A 21138-nucleotide genomic window follows, 5' to 3' on the forward strand; every position below is an offset into this window, starting at 1 on the left:
GCGAGGAAGCGCACGAGCTCATGAACTCGGCAACTGTCCGGAACCTGTTGGTGCGTGGCATGCTCGCGGGACTCGCCGCGGGCCTGCTCGCCCTCGTCGTCGCCTACTTCCTCGGTGAGCCGCGTGTCGACTCGGCCATCGCCTACGAAGAGGCGCACTCCCACGAACACGGCGTGGAGGCGGTCTCCCGCACGATGCAGTCGACCGCCGGCCTGTCCACCGGCGTCCTCCTCTACGGCATCGCGTTCGGCGGCATCGCCGCCCTCGCCTACTGCTTCGCGCTGGGGCGCATCGGCCGCTTCGGGCCGCGCGCGAGCGCGCTGCTCCTGGCGGCCGCCGGCCTCGTCGCCGTCTACGTCGTGCCGTTCCTGAAGTATCCGGCCAACCCGCCGTCCGTCGGTGACCCCGACACGATCGGTAAGCGCACGACGCTGTACTTCCTGATGATGGTCCTGAGCGTGCTGCTGGCGGTCGCCACGGTGATCCTCGGCAAGCGGCTGGCCCCCCGCCTGGGCAACTGGAACGCGACCGTGGCCGCGGGCGCGTTCTTCCTGCTGGCCGCCGGGCTCGCCTACGCGTTCCTGCCGGCCGTCGACGAGGTCCCCAAGGACTTCTCCCCGAGCCTGCTGTGGCGGTTCCGCCTGGCGGCACTGGCCGTCCAGGCGACCCTGTGGACCGCGTTCGGGCTGGTCTTCGGCGTCCTCGCGGAACGTGTGCTCACCGCCGAGCGCACGGCCGGTGAGCGGCAGGACGCCGGTCCGCGCGCCCCGGCCGCGCACCACTGAGGCACCCGGCACTCCGGCGTGAGGCACCGGCCCGCTCGCGGGCCGGTGCCTCACGCGTCGTGGCGGACTCCGCGGCCGGCGTCAGAGGCGGTCCGCGGGGCCCGGTTCAGAAGGCGTACCGGATGCGCAGCCAGGGAGCGTGCGCCGCGACGAGCCCGCGCAGGTCGTCCAGGGCCCTCGCTTTGACCAGGTGGTCGTAGCGCACGTTCAGCGCCCCGTTCTCGGAGCGTTTGCCCTGCTGGATGCCGGGCTGCCAGAGCACGTCCTCGGCGCGCGGATGCCAGCCGAGGTTGACCTCGTGCAGTTCCCGGTTGTGGGTCAGCGTGATCACCTCGGCGGCCGCCTGCCGCTTGACCCGGGCCGGGAGCACGTCGTCGAGCTGCCGGAGCAGTTCGGCCCAGGCCTCCTGCCACCCGGGGCGCAGCACCACGGGGGAGAGGTTGAAGTGCACCTCGTACCCCGCGTCCAGGAAGTCGGCCGCGGCGGCGACGCGCTCGGCCACCGGTGACGTCCGGATGTCCAGCAGCCGGGAGTCCTCGCCCGGCATGACCGAGAACCGGACGCGGGTGCGGCCCCGCGGATCCAGTGCCAGCAGATCCGGGTTCACGAACTTGGTGGCGAAGGACGCCTTGGCGGTGGGCCACTGCCGGAAGGCGTGCACGAGATCGGCGGTGTTGTCGCAGATCAGCGCGTCCACCGAGCAGTCGCCGTTCTCGCCGATGTCGTAGACCCAGGCCCGTTCGTCGCACTGGTTGGGTTCCCGCTTGGGCCCCTGCCGCGCGATGTGGCGGCCCAGGTGGCCGATGATCCGCTCGATGTTGGTGAAGACGGTGACGGGGTTGGCGTACCCCTTGCGGCGCGGCACGTAGCAGTACACGCAGGCCATCGCGCAGCCGTTGGACGGGCCGGGGGCGATCCAGTCGGCGGACCGGCCGTTGGGCCGCGTGGTGAGCGTCTTGCGTTCGCCCAGCACCAGCGTCTCGCCCTTCACCCGCACCCAGCGCCCGACGTTCCCCTCGTCGCCGTGCAGCTCGGGAATGCGCCAGTGGGAGTCCACCTCGACGACACGCGCGGCGGGGTGGCGGGCGAGGATCTGGCGGCCGCGGGGCGAGGCGGCGGCAGCGGGCTCGGCGTAGATCGTCCGCACGGGAAGCAGCCGCCGGGCGGCGTCGGAGTCACGGAACAGCGGGCCTGCGGCCTGCGTCCGTCGCGGCTCGTCCCCCAAGGACGCGACGCCGGGCAGGGCGTCGAGCCCGAACAGCGCGCCGTCGTCCGGCGCGGCGGAGGAGTCCCTCATGTGTGGTTGGCCGGGTTTCCTGACTGACGTCGCATACGGCCCACTGTACGCAGGCGTGACACGCCGGTGTGAAGGCCGTCAGCGGTTGAGCCGGACGATGGAGGCGTTGAGGGCGGCCGCGAAGGCGCACCAGGCGGCGTAGGGCAGCAGGGCTCCGGCCGCGGCCCGGTCGGTGCGGGCGATCTGCCGGATGAGCTGCGCGTTGCCGATGTTCAGCAGCACATTGCCGGCGAGCGCCGCCTTCGGGGCGCGGTGGGCGAAGAACAGCCGGCTCCATGCCGCGTTCAGTGCCAGGTTCGCCGCCAGGTCGCGAACGATCCCGGCCCGCCGGCGCCGGTCCGGGGTGCGCCCGAGGGCGTGGCCCGCCGCGCAGGCGATCGACGCGTACAGCGGGGTCCACACCACGCCGAACGCCCACGGCGGTGGCTGCCAGGACGGCTTGCGCAGCGAGGCGTACCAGGTGCTGTCCGGATCGGTCGCCGCGGCGCCCACGGCGGCGGTGACGGCCACCGCCGCCGTGGCCGCGCCGTACCGCTGCCAGGGACCGGGCCGCCGGGTGCCTCCGCGTTCGCTGATCACCTTCATGTCCTCACGTCTTCCCGGGCCTCGCCCGATGTCACCGGTCAGGGTCAGTCACCGCGCAGCAGCTCCGCCAGGATGTCGTCCCACCGCAGGAGGGAGCTCTCGGTGCCCGCGGGCACCGCCTCGAACGTCTCGGCCAGCCAGCCCTCGAACGGGTCCGCCGGTATGTACAGCACGGCGGCCCCGCCCGCGCCGCGCAGCACGATCCGCAGGGTGGTGGACCCGTGGCAGCGGCAGGGCGGCCAGACGCGCACGGATCCCTCGCCGGACGGAACGCGCAGGCCGGCGTGGAGCAGATCGCGTGAGAACAGCCAGGGCGCGACGTTCTCGGGGCCGTCGCGGAAGTCCATGCGCACGGCGAACGGATCGGCCGGGTCGTAGCTGAAGCGGACCTCGAGCCGGAGGGCTTCCGCTTCGCTGAGGACCAGGTGGATGTCCAGGTCCGTGTGGAGACGCTTGGCGGAGTGCATGACACCTCCCGGATGAGGTGGGTCGTGGGCTCTGCCCTGTGCGAAGCCCCGCACTCCACACTTCCGGGCGGGGGCCGGGGGTGGATGCGGGCGGCCCGCGGCGATCGCGGGGCGCACGGGGATTCCGTCCCCACCGGGGTGCAACCGTTTCGCACGCGCCGCCGGAAGAGTCGGCGACGTGGGTGGGAGGGCGGTCGGGCCCGCTCCACCCCTGGGGGGCCTGGCACGCATCGGAAAGGATGTGTCATGAGGCTTCGCGACGAATGGCCGGTGGACCACGGGCTGGCGACGGTCTACCGGTACGGCGCCGGACTCTGCGGTGGTGTCCTGCTGCTGTTCGGCTGTCTCGGCTTCGCCGACGAACTCAGCCCCTTCGGCACGGACGGCACCCGCATCGCCGGTATGTCGACGAACGGAGTGCTGAGTCTGATCTCGGTGCTCTTCGGGCTGCTCCTGATCGGCGGCGCCGTGGTCGGCGGCAACTTCGCCTCCACGCTCAACATGGCCGTGGGGACGCTGTTCCTCGTCAGTGGATTCGTCCACATCTTCGTCCTCGACCGGAGCGCCAACGTCCTCGACTTCGGCATGACGAACGTCATCTTCACCTTCGTCATGGGCCTGCTCATCCTCACCTTCGGGATGTACGGCCGGGTCACGGGCGGCCTCCCGCACGACAACCCGTACTGGCGCCGACGCCACCCGAGGGAGGCGGCGAGGGAGTCCCTGGCCGCCCGGCGCCGGGAGCGGGCCCGCGCCGTCCTGGCCCCGGCACCCGACGCCTCGTCCCGGTTCCCGGCCACCCGGCCGCACGGCTGAACCCGCGTCCCGCCACGACGACGTACGGCACGACAGGCCGGCACGACAGATGCCGGGCTCGACGGTTTCCCGGCACGACAGGGGCGGCACCGCCACTCGCGGTGCCACCCCGCACGACGGGAGCCCTGCCCCGACGGTTCACAGATCGATCATCCGCACCACGAAGAACGCGGCGACCAGCAGGCAGCCGATCACGATCAGGGCCATCCAGACACCCGGATGCTCCCAGATGCCGCCGTCCGGCCGCTCGGGGTGCGCTTCCGCCGTCGATCCCTCGACGGGCGGAGTCTCTCCGGGAGGGCGCAGGGGATCGGTCATCGTCTCCACCTCCAGGGTTCGGGCGGGGGAGCCACTCGCCGGGGCCGTGCGCGCACCTCGGCGAACCGGCTCCCCTCGAACTCTTCCGAGCCGGCCGGACCACCGGATGCGGCGGGCGCGCCCCGACCGGGACGCACGGCGCGGTGCCCGGCGCACGACCGCGTTCGATCTTCGGAGGCACGACATGGACATGGAACTGGCCGGTTCACGCGTACTCGTCGCCGGAGCCACCGGGGAGATCGGTTCGGGCCTCGCCCGTGACCTGCACCTGCGGGAAGTGTCTGTCGCGGTCCGACGCGATCCGCACGGTGACGGAGGCGCTGGCCCACGCGGACGGCGTCGTCAGGCACGCGGCGGAGGCACCGGCCGCCGGGGCGGACGGGGCCGGCCGGTGACGCGGGAGCACGCCGCGGGAGCGCCCTCCGGGCCTCGGCCCCTACGCCGCCCCCCTCCCACTCATCCGCCGCCCCCCGCCCGGGCCGCCGCCCAGCGCAGGGCGGCGAGCCGGCCCCGTCCGGGCACGGTCCACAACGCGTGCCCGCGCAGGCCCCAGCGCCGCAGCAGCGTGTTGGCGGCCAGGAAGCCGCTGGTGGCGGCCCGTTCCATCAGGGCCACCGGCAGACCGGTGCGGACCGTGTCGCCCGCGACGACCAGACCCGGCGTCGGCGTCGTGACCGTGGGCCGGTCCACGTGGCCACCCACCGGGAACAGGGGGCAGTCGGCCCGCCACTCGTGACGTGCGTCCACCACCCGGGCCCGGGCCGTCTCCGGGTAGAGACGGTGCAGTTCGCCGAGCAACTCCTTCTCCGTGGTCTCCCGGCCGGCGTCCTCGGGCACGGCGTAGGCGTGCAGTTCGACGACCGAGCCGCCGGTGCGGGCCGCCCACCGGGCCGCCTCGCCCTCCCAGCCGCTGAGCACACTGACGTTGTCCAGGGCCCCGAAGCCGCTCGTGCCGAGGAAGCCGGGCCGGTCCGCGCGCACGGGCCGGTCCAGCCACAGCCGGGACACCAGGAAGGGCGGGGCGGTGCGCAGCCGCGCCACGCGCTCGCGCCATCCGGCGTCCCCGAGACCGTCGCAGCGGCCCACCAGGGAGCGCAGGCCCGCCGGATCCAGGGCGAGCACCACGGCGTCGTACGGCTCCTCGCCACCCGTGGCGGTCACGGCGAAGCCGCCCGACGGCGGGACGGAGACGCCCTCCACCGCGGTGCTCGTGCGCACCCGCGCGCCAAGCCGCTCCAGACGCGCGGCGATCGGGTCCCACAGCGCCTGCGGGAAGGGTTCCCGGGGCACGTCGAACAGCAGGCCCTCGGCCGAACCGAGGAAGTAGATGTGGAACATCAGCGCCATCTCCGCCGCCGACAGCTTCCGGGGATCGGCGAAGAAGCTGCGGGAGAACACCTCGAAGGCCAGGTGCCGCGCCGCCGGCGGGAACCGGATGTCCTCCAGGAAGTCGTGGGCGCTGACATGGTCGAGCCGTTCGTACACCTCGGGCACCCGCACGTCGAGCAGCGGCAGGGCCGCGCGCGGGCGCATCCGGGCCAGGTCACGCACCGAGAACGACTCGCTCAGCGCCACGAAGCCGAGCGCGCTCAGCGGCGGGGTGCGCGGCACGTGCCGGAAGCTGTCCCGCGGGCCGCCGCCGTGCCGCAGCGGGTAGTCGGGCAGGCCGGTCAGACGGGTCAGGGCCGGATCGGTCCGGCGCAGCAGCGCGCGCAGGTTGTAGTACTGCCGGAAGAACGCGTGGAAACCCCGGCTCATCGTCACCGTCGTACCGTCGGCCAGCCGCGTGGACCATCCCGCCAGCCGGCCGCCGAGCTGCGCGTCGCGTTCGTACACGGTGACCCGCACCCCGCGCTCGGCCAGCGCGGTGGCCGCCGTCAGCCCGGCGATGCCGCCGCCCACGACCGCCACCCGCGGCGCGGTGGCCTCCTCGGCACTACTGGCGCCGGGCGGTGCGGGCAGCAGCCGGGCCAGCCGGTCCCGGCCGGGACGGGGGCTGCGGACGCCGGACACGGCGGTACGGCGTGGCCCGGTCATCGCCCCGCCTCCCCGCCGCCGTCGAACGGGCGGCGGGCGACGACGGTGTGGGTGATGCCGGTCTGCCAGCCGGGCAGCGGCAGTACCCGCACCCGTTCGAACCCCGCCCGCTCCACCCGCCGCGCGAGCTGCCCTGCGGTGTCGAAGGAGACGACACTGCGCCACAGATGCCGGTAGAGCGGGCCGTCGCCGAGCAGCGTGGCGACCGGCAGGACGACCCCGCCGCACACCGCGTTCCACACCGCGCGGTGCGCCGCCCGCCCGCTCAGCGCGTACTCGTGCACCGCCAGCCGGCCGCCCGGCGCCAGCAGCCGGTACGCGTGGGCGAGCACCGCGTCCGGGTCGGCGGTGTTGCGCAGCAGGTACGCGGCGAAGACCGCGTCGAACGGGCCGCGCACCCCGGCCGCCGCCAACCGCTCCACCGGCGCCTGCACGAAGCACACCGGCCTCGGCCAGGGGCGCCGGGCCGCCCGCCGCAGCATCCCGGCCGACGCGTCGACGGCGGTGATGTCCGCGCCGGGCAGTGCGGCGGCCAGAGCCGCGGTCGAGGCACCGGTGCCGCAGCCGAGGTCCAGCACTCTCGGGCCGGGAACACCGCCGGGAAGGCCGAGGCGCCGGGCGGAGCGGCGCAGGTGGGCGTGGTAACCGGGATTCGCCGCCACGAGCGTGTCGTAGCTCCGGGCGGCGTGGTCGAACGCGGTCGCCAGCTCGGCGTCGCGCAGCAGGGGCATGCCATCTCCGTGAGAGGTCGTCGGGTCCGGGGTCGTCGGGTACGAGGGCGGGTGCGGGCCCGTACGGCCACGGGGGCCGGGACGGGCTCGTTCGGTCACGGGGGCCGGGACAGGCTCGTTCGGTCGATGGGGCGGCGGATGAGGCGGTGACGAGGGGTCAGGTGGCCGGAGTACTCCGGCGCGGGGCGAACGGCAGGGCGAGGGCCGAGCCGAGCATCGCGGGTACGGGCACGTGCAGCCCGATGGACAGGTCCTCCGCGAGTCCGGTGCGCCCGTCCAGGAAACGCAGCAGGCGGGGCGCGGGTACCCGGGTGAACAGGCGGGTGAAGAAGGCCGGACCGTCCACCCGGCCGTGGTCGAGGGCGTGCAGCAGCACCGCGTCCATGAGCCGGGAGCGGGCCGAGTGGGCGCGCGGCGGAACGGGCCGGCGCCCGGCGTGCAGGGCGGCGGCCACCGCGCCGGTCTGGCGCTGCACGGCGCTGAAGGTGTAGCCGGTCGCGGGACGGGTGGCCCCGGCCGCGGCCCCGATGCGGAACACGGACGCGGCGGTCCGCCGGGGGAAGTCCGCGTCCGTCATCGGGATCACCCCCTGTTCGCAGTCCAGCACCTCGTGGTCGCCCGCGCCCAGGACACCGGTGACGTAGTGCCGCAGCGCGCGGTCGTACGCGTCCCGGCCGAGCGGGCTGCGGGAGAACTCGGTGTACTCCACCAGCGCCTCCCGGGGCCCGGTCGGCAGCACGTACCCGAAGGACAGGCCGTGCGCGGGCTGCGGGGTGCGGAAGTCCATCAGCTCCACGACGCCGGGATCGAACACCGGGCGGCGGCTGCGCACGAACCAGCCGCGGAAGTGCTGCAGCAGCGTCGTGCGGGCCGGTGGCAGCCGTTCGGGCGGCCGTGAGTCGAACACCCAGCGGGCGCGCACCGTCACCGGGGCGCCGTCGGCCCGGCGGGCGTGCACCACCGCGCCGCCGGGCGCGGACTCGACCCGCTCGGCGACCGCCTCCACGGTCGTCACCCACGGACTCCGCGCGAGCACTTGACCGGCCAGGTCCTCCAGCGCGTCGGAGCGCAGCATCTTGTAGCGCAGCGGCTCGATGGCCGCGTCCACCGTCCGTCCGTCGCCGGAACGCACCCGCAGCCGCCGCCAGGAGGCCGTCAGCGCGTCGTCGTACGGCCCCGCGCCCGCCTCCCAGAAGCACCAGGTGCGCCGTGCCGCGCGGAACGGTCCCGGCGGTGCCGCCAGCAGCACCGCCGTCACCCGGCGTCCGTCCGCGGGTGGGCGGGCCAGCCGCAGCGCCAGCGACAGCCCGGCGGCCCCGGCGCCCACGACGGCGACGTCCGACTCCACCTGCACGGCGGCTCCCTCCACGGCGGCTCCCTCTGCGGACCGGCGGATCCGGCCAGTCTTCCCGCGCACCGGCGCCGGCGGATGCAGCGGGGAGCGTGTCGTGCGGGTGGGTACCCAGGGCGCCGGCATGTCCACCGAATGGCGCATCCGGCGGGGCCACCCGCGCGGAATGTGTCACGACGACGCACCGGTCGCGACGGTGCCGGCACCGGGCGCGACCGGTGCGGCACAACGACAGCGCGACTCGGCCGGCTCACCGACAGGTGGTCCGGCTCACCCGACCGGCGAGAGGATCCGCGATGCGTTCCACCCAGGCGCTCGGCCGTCTCACGGCAGACCCGCCGCGCAGGCCGCCCGCCGTGGCCGGCCCCCATGACACCGGGGAACCGGCCGCCCCCGGCCGCGCCCGAGCCGTCGACGAGGACGTACCGGGCGCGGTCGGCCGGGAACTGCGCGAACTGCTCGCCGACCGTCTCGCGGGCTGCCACGGGCTCGACCCGGTGTTCGCGCGGGACGTCGCCGAGCGGACCGCCCGCTTCACCCGGCGCGGCGGCCGCCGTGTCCGCCCCCGGCTCCTGTGGTGGTCGCTGCGCGCCTGCGGCGGCGGGGACCCGGCCCAGGTGCGCGTGGCACTGCGGACGGCGGCGGCGCTGGAACTGCTCCAGACCTGCGCCCTGGTCCACGACGACCTGATGGACCAGGCGCCCACCCGCCGCGGCGCGCCGGCGCTGCACGCCGATGTGGCCGCGCAGTACGCCGGTGCCACGGCGGACCCCGCCGCCCAGCGGCTCGGCGAGTCCACCGCCGTGCTCGCCGGTGACCTCGCCCTGGCCTGGGCGGACGACGCCCTGTCCGGACTGCTGCTGGACCCCGGGCTGCCGCGCGACACCGCGCACCGGCTGCACGAGGTGTGGCGGGTGCTGCGCACGGAGATGGTGGCGGGCCAGTACCTCGACGTGCGCAGCCAGGCCGTGTCCTCCGGCACCCCGGCCCGGTCGATCCGGGCCGCGTGCCTCAAGAGCGCTCTGTACACCGTGGAACGGCCCCTGCAACTGGGCGCGGTACTCGCCGGAGCCGACGACCTCACCACCAGGACCCTGCGCCGCGCGGGACGCTGCGCGGGCCTCGCCTTCCAGTTGCGCGACGACCTCGACGACCTCTTCGCCGACTCCCGGGTCACCGGCAAGCCGTCCGGGGGCGACGTGCGCGAGGGCACCCCGACCTATCCGCTGGCCGTGGCCCGGGCCACGGCCACCGCCACCGGCGACCAGCACGCGCTCGGGGTGCTCGAGCACGCGACGGGCCGCGCCGACCTCACCGAGGGCGAACTGGCCGGAGTACGCGAGGTCCTCGTCGCCACCGGAGCCCGCGACCACGTCGAGGCGCGGATCGCCCGGCTCGTCCGGCGCGGCCTGCGCCACCTCGGCGAAGCCTCCCTCGAACCAGGCGCGGCCGCCCGATTGCGGGGCCTGCTGGCGGAGATCACCGGTACGGCCGGCCAGGTGCCCGAACCGGCCGCGGCTCCGCGCGCCGCCGCCCTGGCCGCCGCCGGAACGGAGGCGGGCCGGTGACCCGGAGGACCATCACCGGACCCACCGATCACGTGGTCGTGGTCGGCGCCGGACTGGCCGGCCTGTCCGCGGCCCTGCACCTGCTCGGCGCCGGCCGCCGCGTCACCGTCGTCGAACGCGACCACCAGCCCGGCGGGCGCGCCGGCCGGATGGAGCTCGGCGGCTATCTGATCGACACCGGACCCACCGTGCTCACCATGCCGGAGATCGCCGACGAGGCGTTCGCCGCGGTCGGCACCTCACTGCGCGACCGTGTCGACCTGATCGAGCTCCACCCGGCCTACCGGGCGCGCTTCGCCGACGGCAGCACCCTCGACGTGCACACCGACGCCGAGGCGATGGAGGCGGAGGTCGAGCGGTTCGCCGGCGGCGCCGAAGCGGCGGGCTACCGCCGGCTGCGCCACTGGCTGGGACAGCTCTACCAGGCCGAGCGGGGCCGCTTCCTCGACGCCGACTTCGACTCACCGCTGCACCTGCTCACCCCCGACCTGGTCCGGCTCGCCGCGCTCGGCGGCTTCGGCCGCTGGGAGGCGCAGGTCGCCCGTCATGTGCGCGACGAGAGGCTGCGCCGCGTCTTCTCCTTCCAGGCCCTGTACGCCGGTGTCCCGCCCGAGCGGGCGATGGCCGCCTACGCGGTGATCGCCTACATGGACACCGTGGCCGGGGTGTACTTCCCGCGCGGCGGCATGCACGCCCTGCCCCAAGCCATGGCCGGCGCGGCGGCCGAGGCCGGGGCGCGGTTCCACTACGGGCAGCGGGTGACCCGCCTGGAACGCTCCGGTGAGCGCGTCACCGCCGTGGTGACCGACGACCAGCGCATCCCCTGCGACGCCGTGGTCCTCACCCCCGACCTGCAGGTGACCTACCGTCTGCTGGGCCGCTCCCCGCGCCGCCCCGTGCGGCTCAGGCACGCCCCGTCGGCGGTGATCCTGCACGCCGGCTGCGACCGCACCTGGCCCGAACTGGCCCACCACACCCTGTCCTTCGGCCGGGCCTGGCGGCGCACCTTCCGTGAACTCACGCACACCGGCGAGCTGATGAGCGATCCCTCCCTGCTGATCACCCGGCCCACCGCGACCGACCCAGGACTGGCCCCGCCGGGCCGCCATCTGCACTACGTCCTCGCCCCGTGCCCCAACACCGACATCGGGCCGGACGGCGCCGACTGGCCCGACCTCGGCGCGCGCTACCGCGACGGCCTGCTGCGCGAACTCGACCGCCGCGGCCTCGCGGGCATCGCGTCCGCCATCGAGGAGGAGTGCCTGGTGACCCCCGCCGACTGGAGCGCGCAGGGACATGCCGCCGGCACGCCGTTCTCCGCCGCGCACACCTTCGCCCAGACCGGCCCCTTCCGCCCGCGCAACCTGGTGCGCGGCACCGCCAACGCCGTCCTCGCCGGCTGCGGCACCACCCCCGGCGTGGGCGTCCCGCCCGTGCTGCTGTCCGGGAAGCTGGCCGCGGCCCGCGTCACCGGCGGCACCCGCCCGCGCACCACCTCCCGCCGGGCCGCCCGGCCGACCGCCGAAGGAGTACGGCCATGACCACCCGCGAGCTGGACGCCGCTCGCATCACCGACCCGGGCCTGCGCGCCGCCTACACCCACTGCCGGGACCTGAACGCCCGGCACGGCCGCACCTACTTCCTCGCCACCCGCCTGCTGCCCCCCGACCGGCGTCCCGCGGTGCACGCCCTGTACGGCTTCGCCCGCCGGGCCGACGACATCGTCGACTCGCTCGAGGACGGCCCCGGCGCCCCCACCGGCGACGAGGCGGCCCGGCGGGCCGCCGCCCTGGACCGCCTCGGCGAGGACCTGACCCGGGGCCTGGCGGGCGGGCGGGGCGCCGAGCCGGTGGTCACCGCCCTCGCCGACACCAGCGGCCGCTACGCCATCGACCGGAGCCACTTCACCGACTTCCTGGCATCCATGCGCAGCGACCTGACGGTCACCGAGTACGCCGACTACGCGGCGCTGCGCGGCTACATGCACGGCTCGGCGGCGGTGATCGGCCTGCAGATGCTGCCCGTCCTCGGCACCGTCGTGCCGCGCGAGGAGGCCGCCCCGTACGCGGCCGAACTGGGCGTCGCCTTCCAGCTCACGAACTTCCTGCGGGACGTCGGCGAGGACCTCGACCGCGGCCGCGTCTACCTCCCCCAGGACCTGCTCGGCGCCCACGGCGTCGACCGTGTACTGCTGCGCCGCTGCCGGGACGAGGGCCGCGCCGACCGCCGGGTCACCGCGGCCCTGCGCGCCTTCGCCGACCTCACCCGCGCCGCCTACCGGCGCGCCGCGCCCGGCGTACCGATGCTCGACCCCGTCGCCCGGCCCTGCATCCGTACGGCGTTCGTGCTCTACGGCGGCATCCTGGACGCCGTCGCCGACGACGGCTGGGCGGTGCTGAACCGCCGCGCGGCGGTTCCCCGCAGGCGCCGCGCCCTGGTCGCAGCGGACGGCCTGCTGCGGGTGGCGGCGGCGCGTCTGACCGCCCGCCGCCGGTCCGGCCGCGCCCCGTACCCGTCCTTGACCTGCGAGGAGGCCGCATGACGCACGGTCGTCCGTCGCGTCGCCACGGTCCGCGTCGTCGTCAGCGTGGCGGGGCGGCCGGCTGTCGCGCTGTGGTGCCGCGTGGGTGCCGGGCGCCGGTCGCCGCTGATGGCCTGCCGCGGGGGGCGGTGGGCGGCCTGGGCGCCCGCCGTGGTTCCGCCCGTGCCCTGTATTCGTCCGCACCCTGCGAGGAGGCCGCATGACGCCCGATCGTCCGTTCCGCCGGGCCCGGCTGCCCCTGCGCCTGCGCCGTGATCCCGTCGCGTGGGAACGCCAGCGGCCGACATGGCGCGAGGCCCGGCCCGCGCTCATCGCCGAGGCGCTCAAGCGGGCGCAGCAGCGGCCCAGCGGCAACTGGTACGTCGTCGGGGCCTCCCGCGACCTGCCGCGGGACCGCCCGCTGGCCGGGACCGTCGCCGGCCAGGAGGTGGTGCTCTGGCGCGACGGGCGGGGCCGCCTGGTCGCCGGCCCCGGCATCTGCCCGCACCTGGGCGCGCCGCTGCGCGACAGCCCGGTGCGGTGCGGCACCCTGGTCTGCCACTGGCACGGACTCGCCCTGGACGGCGGGCCGTTCGGCGGCTGGGAGCCGTGGCCCGCGTACGACGACGGGGTACTGCTGTGGGCGCGGCTGGACGGCGTCGGCGGCGAGGAACCCACCAGCAGGCCGCCGGTACCGGACCGGCCCCCCGTGGCCGGCGCGCTGACCGCCGTCTACACCGGGCAGGGCGTCTGCGAGCCGGCCGACGTGGTCGCCAACCGCCTCGACCCCTGGCACGGGGCCTGGTTCCACCCGTACTCCTTCGTCGACCTCACCGTCGTGGACTCCCCGGGCCGGGACGACGGCGAGGACGCGTTCACGGTCGACGTCTCCTTCAAGGTCGCCGGCCGGCTCGTCGTCCCGGTCCGCGCCGTGTTCACGGCCCCCGGACCGCGCACGGTCGTCATGCGGATCACGGGCGGCGAAGGCGAGGGCTCCGTCGTGGAGACCCATGCGACACCGCTCGGCCCGGACGGCCGGGGCAGGCCGCGCACCGCCGTGGTGGAAGCGGTGCTGGCCACCTCCGAACGCCCCGGCTTCGCCGTCGCCCGCCGGACCGCTCCCCTGCTCCGCCCCGTCATGCGCTACGCGGCGGGCCGTCTCTGGCGCGACGACCTGGCCTATGCCGAACGGCGCTGGGAGCTGCGTTCCACCGGGCGATTTCCCGGGTGAAGACCCGTCGACGGCCCGGGATCCGCTGTCCCGCGGCTCCGGATCCGCTCCGTCACGGGGAACGCGTCCCGCGCGTCGCCCTCCCACGGGCTCGGCGTGGCGCCTGCCCCGCCCCGTCGGCGACGCGTGCCCGGCGCGGTGTGTGACGCCCGGCGGCAGCGATACATGGCGGGGAGCGGGCCCGGGGGAGCGGGCCGCCGGCCGAGCGGCGTCATCGGGGCGCGGGGAGGTGTACGCGCAGGCGGGCGGCGAACCGCGCCCGCTCGGCGGCGGGGGCGGACACGGGGACGACCACCCGCGACCGTTCCGCCGCGGTCACGTCGACCCGCGCCCGGGGGAACGAGCAGCGACCTCCGCGCCGTACAGGCCGCTCAGGGTCCGCACCGCGTCCCGCAGACCACCGCACCGCGGGAAGTCGCCGGCCGCTCTGCGGTCCCAGCCCGGCCCCACGGGCAGGACGAGGGCCCGTCGGCGGGCCCCCGCCGAGCCCCACTGCAGACCCGCCACATGCCGGGCCAGCGGCCCCGACGCCGTCGACCGGGTCTGCGCCCAGAGCACGACGGCGACCGGACCGGTGCGCCGGACACAGGCCAGCAGCGCCTCCACCGGTACGGCGGCGCCCAGCATGCGCGTCGGCACGCCCCGCTCGGCCAGCGCCGCTTCCAGCGCCTCCAGCGGCAGCGAGTGCTGCTCGCCGGGCGCGCAGGCCAGCACCACCGGCTCGGTGCCGAGGGCGTCCGCGGGGTGCGGCAGCACCAGCGGCGCACGGCGCAGCGCGGTGGAGATCTGCCAGGAGAGCAGGTGCTCGACCTCCACGTAACGGTCGCCGGACGATTCCCACTTGCGGCCCACCGCCCGCAGCGTCGGCACCATCACCTCCTCCCACGCCGTAGTCAGCCCGTGCTGCCGGACCGTGTCCAGCAGGCGGCTCTCCAGCTCCGGCGCGTCCAGCCGCACCGCGGCCCTGGCCAGCCCCCGGCACTCCTGGCGTACGTCACCGAGCGGGAGCCCGCCGCCGGCGCCGCCACGGCGGATGGCGGTGCCGGGCGGCTGGACCACCGGCAGGTCGCCGGCAGGGCCGGCCGGGGTCGCCGCGGACGGAGCTCCCTCACCGTGCGTGGAGCGGGCCACCCGAGCCGCCTCGGCCGGGGCGACACCCGCCGCCGCCAGCCGGCACATCTCCTCGACCATCGCCACGTCCCGCGGACTCCAGCGCCGATGCCGTCCCTGCGACCGCGAGGCGGGCCCCAGACCGTAACGGCGGTCCCAGGAGCGCAGCGTGGTGGGGGAGACGCCCAGGCGGCGAGCCACCGCGCCCGTGGTCAGCCCGGCCGGCTCCGCCACGTCCACATCACCCATGACCGTCCGCCCCGTCGCTCCGAGGGCCCGTGGGCCCGCTCGCTCCGCTTCCGCCGCTGCTCTCAGGCTACTCGATGCGATATCGATGCGAGTTGTCGAGTCATGGATGCCCGGCGCAGGGTGGATACACGGACAGCGGAGGACGCGGACACGGTGGAAATCCACGGGCCGGGTCGCCGACCGGAGGGGCGCCGCGGGACACCGGCGACGCGCACCGGGCTCACAGGGAGAGACGTGGTCATGAACCGTATCGCGGCTGTATCGGGCTCCGTCGCCACCGCCGGCCCCCGCCCCGTCCACCCGTCGCCGGCCGTCGGGGACGGCCTCACTCCGGCCACGGACGACGCGTCCTGGTCCGAGATCCATAGGCGTTGGGGCGGGCTGGTCCACGGGCTGGCCCAGCAGGCGCTCGGCGACGCGCGGGACGCCGAGGACGTGGCCCAGCAGGTGTTCGCCGACGCCTGGCGCGGCCGGCACGGGTACGACCCGGAGCGCGGGACACCGGCCGCCTGGCTCGTGGGCATCACCCGGCGCAAGGTGGCCGACGCGCTCGCCGCCCGTGCGCGCCGCGCGCGACTCGCCGCGGCGGCCGCCGAACAGCCCCCGGCCCAGGGGCGCGACGACACCGGCGAGCCGGAGGCCGCGCTGGACCGGATGGTCGTCGGCCGGGCCCTGCGGCAGCTCAGCACCCCGCAGCGCCAGGTGCTGCACCTGGCCTACTACGAGGACCTGACCCAGACGCAGATCGCCAGCGTCACCGGCTGGCCGCTCGGCACCGTCAAGAGCCACACCCGCCGCGGCCTCGACCGCCTCCGCCACTGCCTGGAGGACGAGGGCGTCGTGACCGCATGGCGCGCACAAACGATGCAAGTATGAACGACGGCGTCGGGTGACCGCCGATCGAGCTGCCGAAGTGACCGATCGGGCTGCCGAAGCGACCACCGACCGGACGGCAGGAGCGACCGCCGATCGACCTCAGGGCGAGCCGGTCAGCCGGCGACGTGGCGGCCGCCGTCCTGCCGGGCACGGGGCGACAGCGGGCCGGAGGCCGTACGCCGGCCGGGAGCGACCTGCTGTGCGAACGCCTGCATGGCCACATCGCTGTTGGCCGGCAGGACGGCCATAAGCCCTCGGTCCTGAGCCTCCGCGACCGCGGGGGCGGCGACGCTTCCCTCGGGCACGAAGGCGAGACGGACGTGCCCGTCCCCGGAGCCACGCCGGTCCAGCGGCGCGACCGCGCCATGGGTGCCGTCAGGCAGCGTCACCCACAGCTGGAAGTCGTCGTACCGGACGAAGTCCGCGCCCTTGACCGGCCAGGGGTAGTGGTGCTCGCCGGGCACGCTGGGCAGGATGCCCTGGTGGTTGCCGTGGCTCAGCGGCACGCAGGAGTTGAACAGGGAGTCGGTCCACGCCTCGACGGCGTCGGCGTCCTCGATGGGCGTGCGCAGCAGGTCCTCGGCCCGCTCGTAGCCCAGCTCCGCCAGGGCGGGCAGCGTGAGCGGGAAAGCGTCGACCAGTTCGGCGGCGTCCTGCCGGAGCCGGTCCACCTTCGCCGGGTCGGCGCAGAACTGCATGCTCCACTCGATGCCGACCCGCGCGCGGTACATCAGCCAGCCGCGGGCTCCCATGACCCACAGACTGCCGCCGTGGTGCATCTCCCACCGTTCGGAGTTCGCCGGTCCCTCCTTCGCCTCCAGGGGCCGGGGCCCGTAAGGCAGGTCGGCGTCGTCCATGACGTGGAGGATCTTGCGGGCCGTCGCTTTGGCGGCCCGGAAGTGTGACGATTCAAAGCGCTTCGGATGCTCGACGAGGCGGATCTTCCACGGATGGTTCTCCGATTCGATGCCGCCCAGCCGGATTTCGGGCTGGCCCATCGCTGATCTCCTTGGCTCGGCCTCACGGGCCGGCCCCCGGCTCGCGGGGCGGAGTCCCCCTGATTCGTCCCCCCTGATCTCCCCCTGATTCCATCGTGCGCCGCGAACCGGCAGGTCGCGACCCCAGCGGGCACCGGACACGCGGGACACTCAACAGGGCTCGGACACAGCCCTGTTGACGAGGCGTCGCCTTCCCTTGCCGCGCGGGGTGCGCCGGGCCGTGATCCGGTTGCGGGGCATTCCGGGCAGAGTAGCCTGAAAGTTGATCGGTCCTGCCTGATCCTGGAGGTGGGCGATGTTTCACCGATTGCTGCGGCGTCGTAAGCCGCACCGGCTGGTCCTTCTCGGCAACGGCCGTCTGATCCGGGGCTTCAGCGGCGGGATGTACGACGGTCACGGGTACCAGCCCTGACACCGTTCGCGGTTGAATCCTGGAGGAAGTGCGGTGACAGAGGACACCTACGCCCTGGCGGCCATGGCAAGGCTTCTGTCACCGCACTGCCGTGTCACCGCCATGTCCAACGGAGCGCTGATCGCGGACTGGAAGCGGACCCGTTTTCTCGGCATGGCGGCGGCGGACGTCCGGAAGCTGGCCGAGGGAAGCCCCGAGGAACGTGCCGAGCTCATCGGCGCACTGAGAAGCGCCGGGTGCGCGACGGACCGCCGGACGCCGCGGACGGACGCGGTCGCCGGGATCTGGCTGCGTGGAGTGCACCTGCTGATCCGGACCGCCGGATTCGGGCGCGTCCTGCGCCTGCTGGCCCTGGCCGCGCCGGGTTACGCCCGAGCGGACGCCCCCTCCGCCGACGAGGTCGCACGGCTGAAACAAGCGGTGCGGACCCACAGCCGCGGCAGCTGGCTGGTCAACGGCGACTGCAAGTCCGAGGCGGTGACGGCCTTCGTCCTGTTGCGGCGGTGCGGCCTCGAGGCCGTTCTGCACGTCGGTGTGCGTGAGCATCCGTTCGCCATGCACGCCTGGACGGAGTCGGCGGGCCTGTGCATCCCCGACGCCGATCCGCGCGGCCACGCCTTCACCCCGGTGCTCTCGATCGACTCCTGGGGACGGTGACATGGACGCGCTCCGCCTCGACTGGGCCGGCGGCGCACCGAGGCTCCGGACAGCGGGCACCATGACGCGCCAGGGACTCGTGACGACGGTCTCCTCGCCGGCCGGTACCGCGGCTGTCGTCGGCTGGGCCGGCTCGGCCCGCGACCGCGAGACGGGCGCGCGTGGCCTCCTCGACGCCCTGGGCCGGCCGGGAGCCGCCGCGCCGTTGCCGCCCGGCGACTACGCGGCCGTCCTGGTGTACCGCGACCGCGTCCTCCTGCTGCGCGACGCCCAGGCACGCGTTCCGCTGTTCTTCCGTGAGTCCGCCGGCCGCGTGAGCGCCGTGAGCACCTCGGCGAGCGGCCTCGGGAGCGCCACCGAGCTGGACCCCCGCTACTTCTGCCGGTACCTCACCGGAAACATGGCGCAGCCGCACACGGACCTCACCCCCTTCACCGGCGTCCACCGCGTCCTGGGCGGAGAGGTCGTGGAACTCTCCCGCACCGGCCGGATGCGCGGCCGTACGCCGCGCCGAGTCCACCGGGTGACCGGGCCGCCCGAGCCGGCGGCCGACGGACTCACCCGCGCCCGGGCCGCGCGAGAGCTCCGGCTGGCGCTGGAGAACGCCGTCCGCAACCGTATGGGCACCTCGACGGCATGCCATGTCTCGGGCGGCACCGACTCCACCAGCGTCGCGCTCCTCGCCGCACGCCTGCTGGCCGGTGAAGCCGACCACCCGGGGGAACTGGTCCTGCTCGCCGGGCGTTTCACCCACGGCGAGCTGGCCGCGGAACGGTCCTACCTGGACGTGGCGATGGAGGAGATCCGCCGTCACGCGCCCACGGCCCGCCCGCTGATCGTCGACGCCGACGACGTGGCCGACTTCGACGACTTCGCACACCACGCGGGAGACGCGGACGAGCCGCATCCGCACGCCTTCCGCGCTCCGTTCTGGAGCAGGCTCCACGCCGCGGCAGCACGGCTGGGCTGCGACACGCTCCTGACCGGCTGCGGGGCCGACCCGATCGCCGACGCCAACCCGTACGTCCTGCACAGGCTGGCCCGTACGGGCCGGCTCCGGCAGCTGACCCGGCAGGCACGGGCCTGGGCCGCGGGCAGCGAGCGGGGTCTGCGGGACGTCGTCCACGCCTACGTGGTCCAGCCGGCTCTTCCCCTCACGGCCGAGCGTGTCACCGCGCTGGCCCGCGGCGGCACGGTGCTCGGCGGACTCGGCACCTTCAACCGCCCCGGCTGGCTGCGGCCCGGGTTCGCGCGGGCCCACGGCTACCGGGAGGCCGGCATCGCGGAGAGCCGCTTCGTGTTCGGCAGCAGACCGGAACAGTCGCTGTACGCCGCCGCGAACTACGCGGCCGCTCCCGACCCGCTGTCCTGGCAGCGGGCGCCACGGGACGGGTTCCTCCTCTCGCACCCCTTCCTCGACCCCGACGTCATCGCCACGATGAGCGGGCTGCCCGCCTCGGTCACGTTCGAGCCGGGCCGTCCCAAAGCCGTTCTGCGCGCGGCCATGGCGGACCTGCTCCCCGCTCCGATCGCCGGCCGGGCGCTCAAAGTCCCCTTCGACGACCTCTACGCCCGCGGCCTGCGGGCACACGGCGACGAACTCATCGCGCTGTGCCGGTCCGCCCGGCATCCGCTGGTCCGGGAGATGTTCGACGTGGAGACGCTGTGCCGGGCGGTCCGGGAGGCCCGGCTCGGCACGGGCGACTCGTACTCCTGGGACCGGATGAACAGCTCCCTCGCCCTGGTGGCCTGGCTGGAGCGGCTCAACGCTGGCTCTTGATGTCCCACAGGTTCTTCACGTGAGGACCCGTGCTCAGGGTGGTGAGACCGTACCGGCTCGTCATCTCACGGTCTTCCGTCGCCGTGAGGACGCGCCCCTCCTCGCCCTCGCGCGCAATGGACGCCGCCACTGACGCGCCGTGCGTGCCGAATCTCCAGTAGACGGTGACGTAACGCGCATCCCTGGTGTACTCATCGATCGCGTCGTCCTCGCGCACCCTGGCACGGTAGACGAGGAAGTCGTAATCCTTGTTCTGTTGTTTCTTCACCCATTCGGGTACTGCTTTCGCCCCCCAGGATTTCGTCAGGAAGTTGAGCGGTGGCTGCAGCACGAGCCGATCCTTGCGTGCCAGGTTCGCGGAGGCGTAGAACGTCACCTGGTCGTACGGCGTGTTGAGGGGCAGTTGTACTACCGTCCGAGTGGTGAAGGTGTCGTTCGACTCGATCCATATTCCGGGGTCGACCCACGGTTTGGCCGCCACCAGTTCGCCGGGCTGGTGGATCTCTCTACGCGAGAGCGGGTTCACTTCCGAGGGTTTGGACCACTGGTCGGCATCGGCTCGCCACTGCTCCTGAAGCCGGTCCCTGGGGCTGAGCGGCACCTGTTGCGCCATCGCATGGAATTCGGAGCCGAGTACATAGAAGCTCCTGTCGCCGCGGTTCGCGAGGGTGACGTCGACCGGTACGGCGAAGGCCTTGCGGTCCTTGCTGAACACCGGTTTCCCGACGGACAACGCGATGACGGGGCTTGTTTCACGCTCGTACGGCTGCCAGAGGTTCTGGTAGCCGTAATTGGCGACCGCGATGACCGAGGGAACGATCACCGCGGCGGCCACCCGCTTGGGAGTGGGGATCATGACCGACGTGCGCCAGACCAAGAAGGCGGCCAGCGCGGAGCCCGCCGCGAGCACGCCGAACAGCACCTTGTAGAAGAGGGAATCGCCGTCGTGCCACGTCGTGACCAGGAGCAGGACATTGGCCAGCAGGGCCGCGAACGCGCCGACCAGCGCGACCAGGCCGGAGTAGGCGAAGCAGTGCCGGGTCCAGTGGTCGAGAACGGCAGCGGAGCCCACCAGCGTGGTGAGTGAGACCGCGAGAAGAACCGCGCCGGTCAACCGGCCTGGGAAGTTCAGGGCATGGAAGAAGTTCTGGCGGCCGAACCGGGCCAGCACCACTGTCGTCGCGAGGAGGACGAGCCCGATCAGCGTCAGGGCCGCCCGCGACCGCCAGGTGTTCAGTGAGGGCCGTCGCACTTTCGGCCGGAAGCCGGCCCGCGGCTTGGGGGGAGTCCGCACCCGATCACCTCCTGATGCTCCGTGCCGGGACACACGTGTGCGGCGCGGCAGCGCT

19 protein-coding genes are annotated in these 21138 nt (G+C 74.5%); 9 read left to right on the top strand and 10 right to left on the bottom strand.

The annotated features are described in order from the left end of the window. Positions 1 to 20: 20 nt before the first annotated feature. Complete coding sequence (locus ABZ478_RS15760; RefSeq protein WP_359549364.1) at positions 21 to 785, top strand: CbtA family protein; 765 nt, start codon at positions 21 to 23, stop codon at positions 783 to 785. Positions 786 to 891: 106 nt separating this feature from the next. Here ABZ478_RS15760 and ABZ478_RS15765 read toward each other — a convergent pair whose 3' ends face one another. From ABZ478_RS15765 to ABZ478_RS15775, 3 genes are all read right to left on the bottom strand, one after another. After that, a complete protein-coding gene (locus ABZ478_RS15765; protein ID WP_359549367.1) occupies positions 892 to 2082 on the bottom strand; it encodes a spore photoproduct lyase family protein in 1191 nt (396 codons plus the stop codon). Between the two features lie 78 nt (positions 2083 to 2160). Then, positions 2161 to 2667 carry a TspO/MBR family protein gene (locus tag ABZ478_RS15770; protein ID WP_359549370.1) on the bottom strand — a complete coding sequence of 169 codons (507 nt, stop codon included), beginning with the start codon at positions 2665 to 2667 and terminating at the stop codon, positions 2161 to 2163. 44 nt (positions 2668 to 2711) lie between these two features. After that, entirely contained in the window at positions 2712 to 3134 is a 423-nt protein-coding gene (locus ABZ478_RS15775) for an SsgA family sporulation/cell division regulator (RefSeq protein WP_359549372.1), read from the bottom strand. A gap of 246 nt (positions 3135 to 3380) precedes the next feature. On the opposite strand from ABZ478_RS15775, the gene ABZ478_RS15780 reads away from it, so the two are divergent. Then, positions 3381 to 3950: a DUF4383 domain-containing protein gene (locus ABZ478_RS15780; RefSeq protein ID WP_359549374.1), complete on the top strand. Its 570-nt coding sequence runs from the start codon at positions 3381 to 3383 to the stop codon at positions 3948 to 3950. A gap of 138 nt (positions 3951 to 4088) precedes the next feature. Here the strand turns inward: ABZ478_RS15780 and ABZ478_RS15785 are convergent, their stop codons facing one another. From ABZ478_RS15785 to ABZ478_RS15800, 4 genes are all read right to left on the bottom strand, one after another. Then, complete coding sequence (locus tag ABZ478_RS15785) at positions 4089 to 4268, bottom strand: DUF6480 family protein (protein ID WP_199209613.1); 180 nt, start codon at positions 4266 to 4268, stop codon at positions 4089 to 4091. Positions 4269 to 4724: 456 nt separating this feature from the next. Further along, positions 4725 to 6305, bottom strand: a complete 1581-nt coding sequence (locus tag ABZ478_RS15790) for an FAD-dependent oxidoreductase (RefSeq protein WP_359549376.1) — start codon at positions 6303 to 6305, stop codon at positions 4725 to 4727. Next, entirely contained in the window at positions 6302 to 7036 is a 735-nt protein-coding gene (locus ABZ478_RS15795) for a methyltransferase (RefSeq protein WP_359549379.1), read from the bottom strand. The genes ABZ478_RS15790 and ABZ478_RS15795 overlap by 4 nt, the downstream gene beginning before the upstream one ends. 157 nt (positions 7037 to 7193) lie before the next feature. After that, positions 7194 to 8390 carry a lycopene cyclase family protein gene (locus ABZ478_RS15800; RefSeq protein ID WP_359549576.1) on the bottom strand — a complete coding sequence of 399 codons (1197 nt, stop codon included), beginning with the start codon at positions 8388 to 8390 and terminating at the stop codon, positions 7194 to 7196. A 293-nt stretch (positions 8391 to 8683) separates the two neighbouring features. Here ABZ478_RS15800 and ABZ478_RS15805 point away from each other — a divergent pair, with 293 nt between their 5' ends. The 4 genes from ABZ478_RS15805 to ABZ478_RS15820 all read left to right on the top strand — a co-directional run bounded on the left by ABZ478_RS15805 (position 8684) and on the right by ABZ478_RS15820 (position 13707). Continuing rightward, the gene (locus tag ABZ478_RS15805; protein ID WP_359549381.1) at positions 8684 to 9955 is read left to right on the top strand and encodes a polyprenyl synthetase family protein; all 1272 of its coding nucleotides are present in this window, start codon (positions 8684 to 8686) and stop codon (positions 9953 to 9955) included. Beyond that, a complete protein-coding gene (crtI, locus tag ABZ478_RS15810) occupies positions 9952 to 11496 on the top strand; it encodes a phytoene desaturase family protein (protein WP_359549383.1) in 1545 nt (514 codons plus the stop codon). Before ABZ478_RS15805 ends, crtI begins: the two co-directional genes overlap by 4 nt. Continuing rightward, positions 11493 to 12497 (top strand): phytoene/squalene synthase family protein, encoded by a 1005-nt coding sequence (locus tag ABZ478_RS15815; RefSeq protein ID WP_359549386.1) that lies wholly within the window; start codon positions 11493 to 11495, stop codon positions 12495 to 12497. Before crtI ends, ABZ478_RS15815 begins: the two co-directional genes overlap by 4 nt. A 199-nt stretch (positions 12498 to 12696) precedes the next feature. After that, on the top strand, positions 12697 to 13707 hold the full coding sequence (locus ABZ478_RS15820; protein WP_359549388.1) for a DUF5914 domain-containing protein: 1011 nt from the start codon (positions 12697 to 12699) through the stop codon (positions 13705 to 13707). Between the two features lie 315 nt (positions 13708 to 14022). Here ABZ478_RS15820 and ABZ478_RS15825 read toward each other — a convergent pair whose 3' ends face one another. Next, the gene (locus ABZ478_RS15825) at positions 14023 to 15066 is read right to left on the bottom strand and encodes a MerR family transcriptional regulator (protein ID WP_359549391.1); all 1044 of its coding nucleotides are present in this window, start codon (positions 15064 to 15066) and stop codon (positions 14023 to 14025) included. Between the two features lie 240 nt (positions 15067 to 15306). Here ABZ478_RS15825 and ABZ478_RS15830 point away from each other — a divergent pair, with 240 nt between their 5' ends. Continuing rightward, a complete protein-coding gene (locus ABZ478_RS15830; protein WP_359549394.1) occupies positions 15307 to 15942 on the top strand; it encodes a sigma-70 family RNA polymerase sigma factor in 636 nt (211 codons plus the stop codon). Positions 15943 to 16055: 113 nt separating this feature from the next. On the opposite strand, the gene ABZ478_RS15835 is transcribed toward ABZ478_RS15830, so the two are convergent. After that, positions 16056 to 17090 (bottom strand): DUF6424 family protein, encoded by a 1035-nt coding sequence (locus ABZ478_RS15835; RefSeq protein ID WP_359549395.1) that lies wholly within the window; start codon positions 17088 to 17090, stop codon positions 16056 to 16058. A 295-nt stretch (positions 17091 to 17385) separates the two neighbouring features. On the opposite strand from ABZ478_RS15835, the gene ABZ478_RS15840 reads away from it, so the two are divergent. Continuing rightward, positions 17386 to 18009 carry a lasso peptide biosynthesis B2 protein gene (locus tag ABZ478_RS15840; protein ID WP_359549398.1) on the top strand — a complete coding sequence of 208 codons (624 nt, stop codon included), beginning with the start codon at positions 17386 to 17388 and terminating at the stop codon, positions 18007 to 18009. A 61-nt stretch (positions 18010 to 18070) separates the two neighbouring features. Next, positions 18071 to 19789, top strand: coding sequence for an asparagine synthase-related protein (locus ABZ478_RS15845; protein ID WP_359549400.1), 1719 nt, complete (start codon positions 18071 to 18073; stop codon positions 19787 to 19789). On the opposite strand, the gene ABZ478_RS15850 is transcribed toward ABZ478_RS15845, so the two are convergent. Next, a complete protein-coding gene (locus ABZ478_RS15850) occupies positions 19773 to 21083 on the bottom strand; it encodes a hypothetical protein (protein WP_359549402.1) in 1311 nt (436 codons plus the stop codon). The two genes, ABZ478_RS15845 and ABZ478_RS15850, sit on opposite strands and share 17 nt — an antisense overlap. Positions 21084 to 21138 lie beyond the last annotated feature (55 nt).

This window comes from Streptomyces sp. NPDC005706 (assembly GCF_040631045.1).
GTDB lineage: Bacteria > Actinomycetota > Actinomycetes > Streptomycetales > Streptomycetaceae > Streptomyces.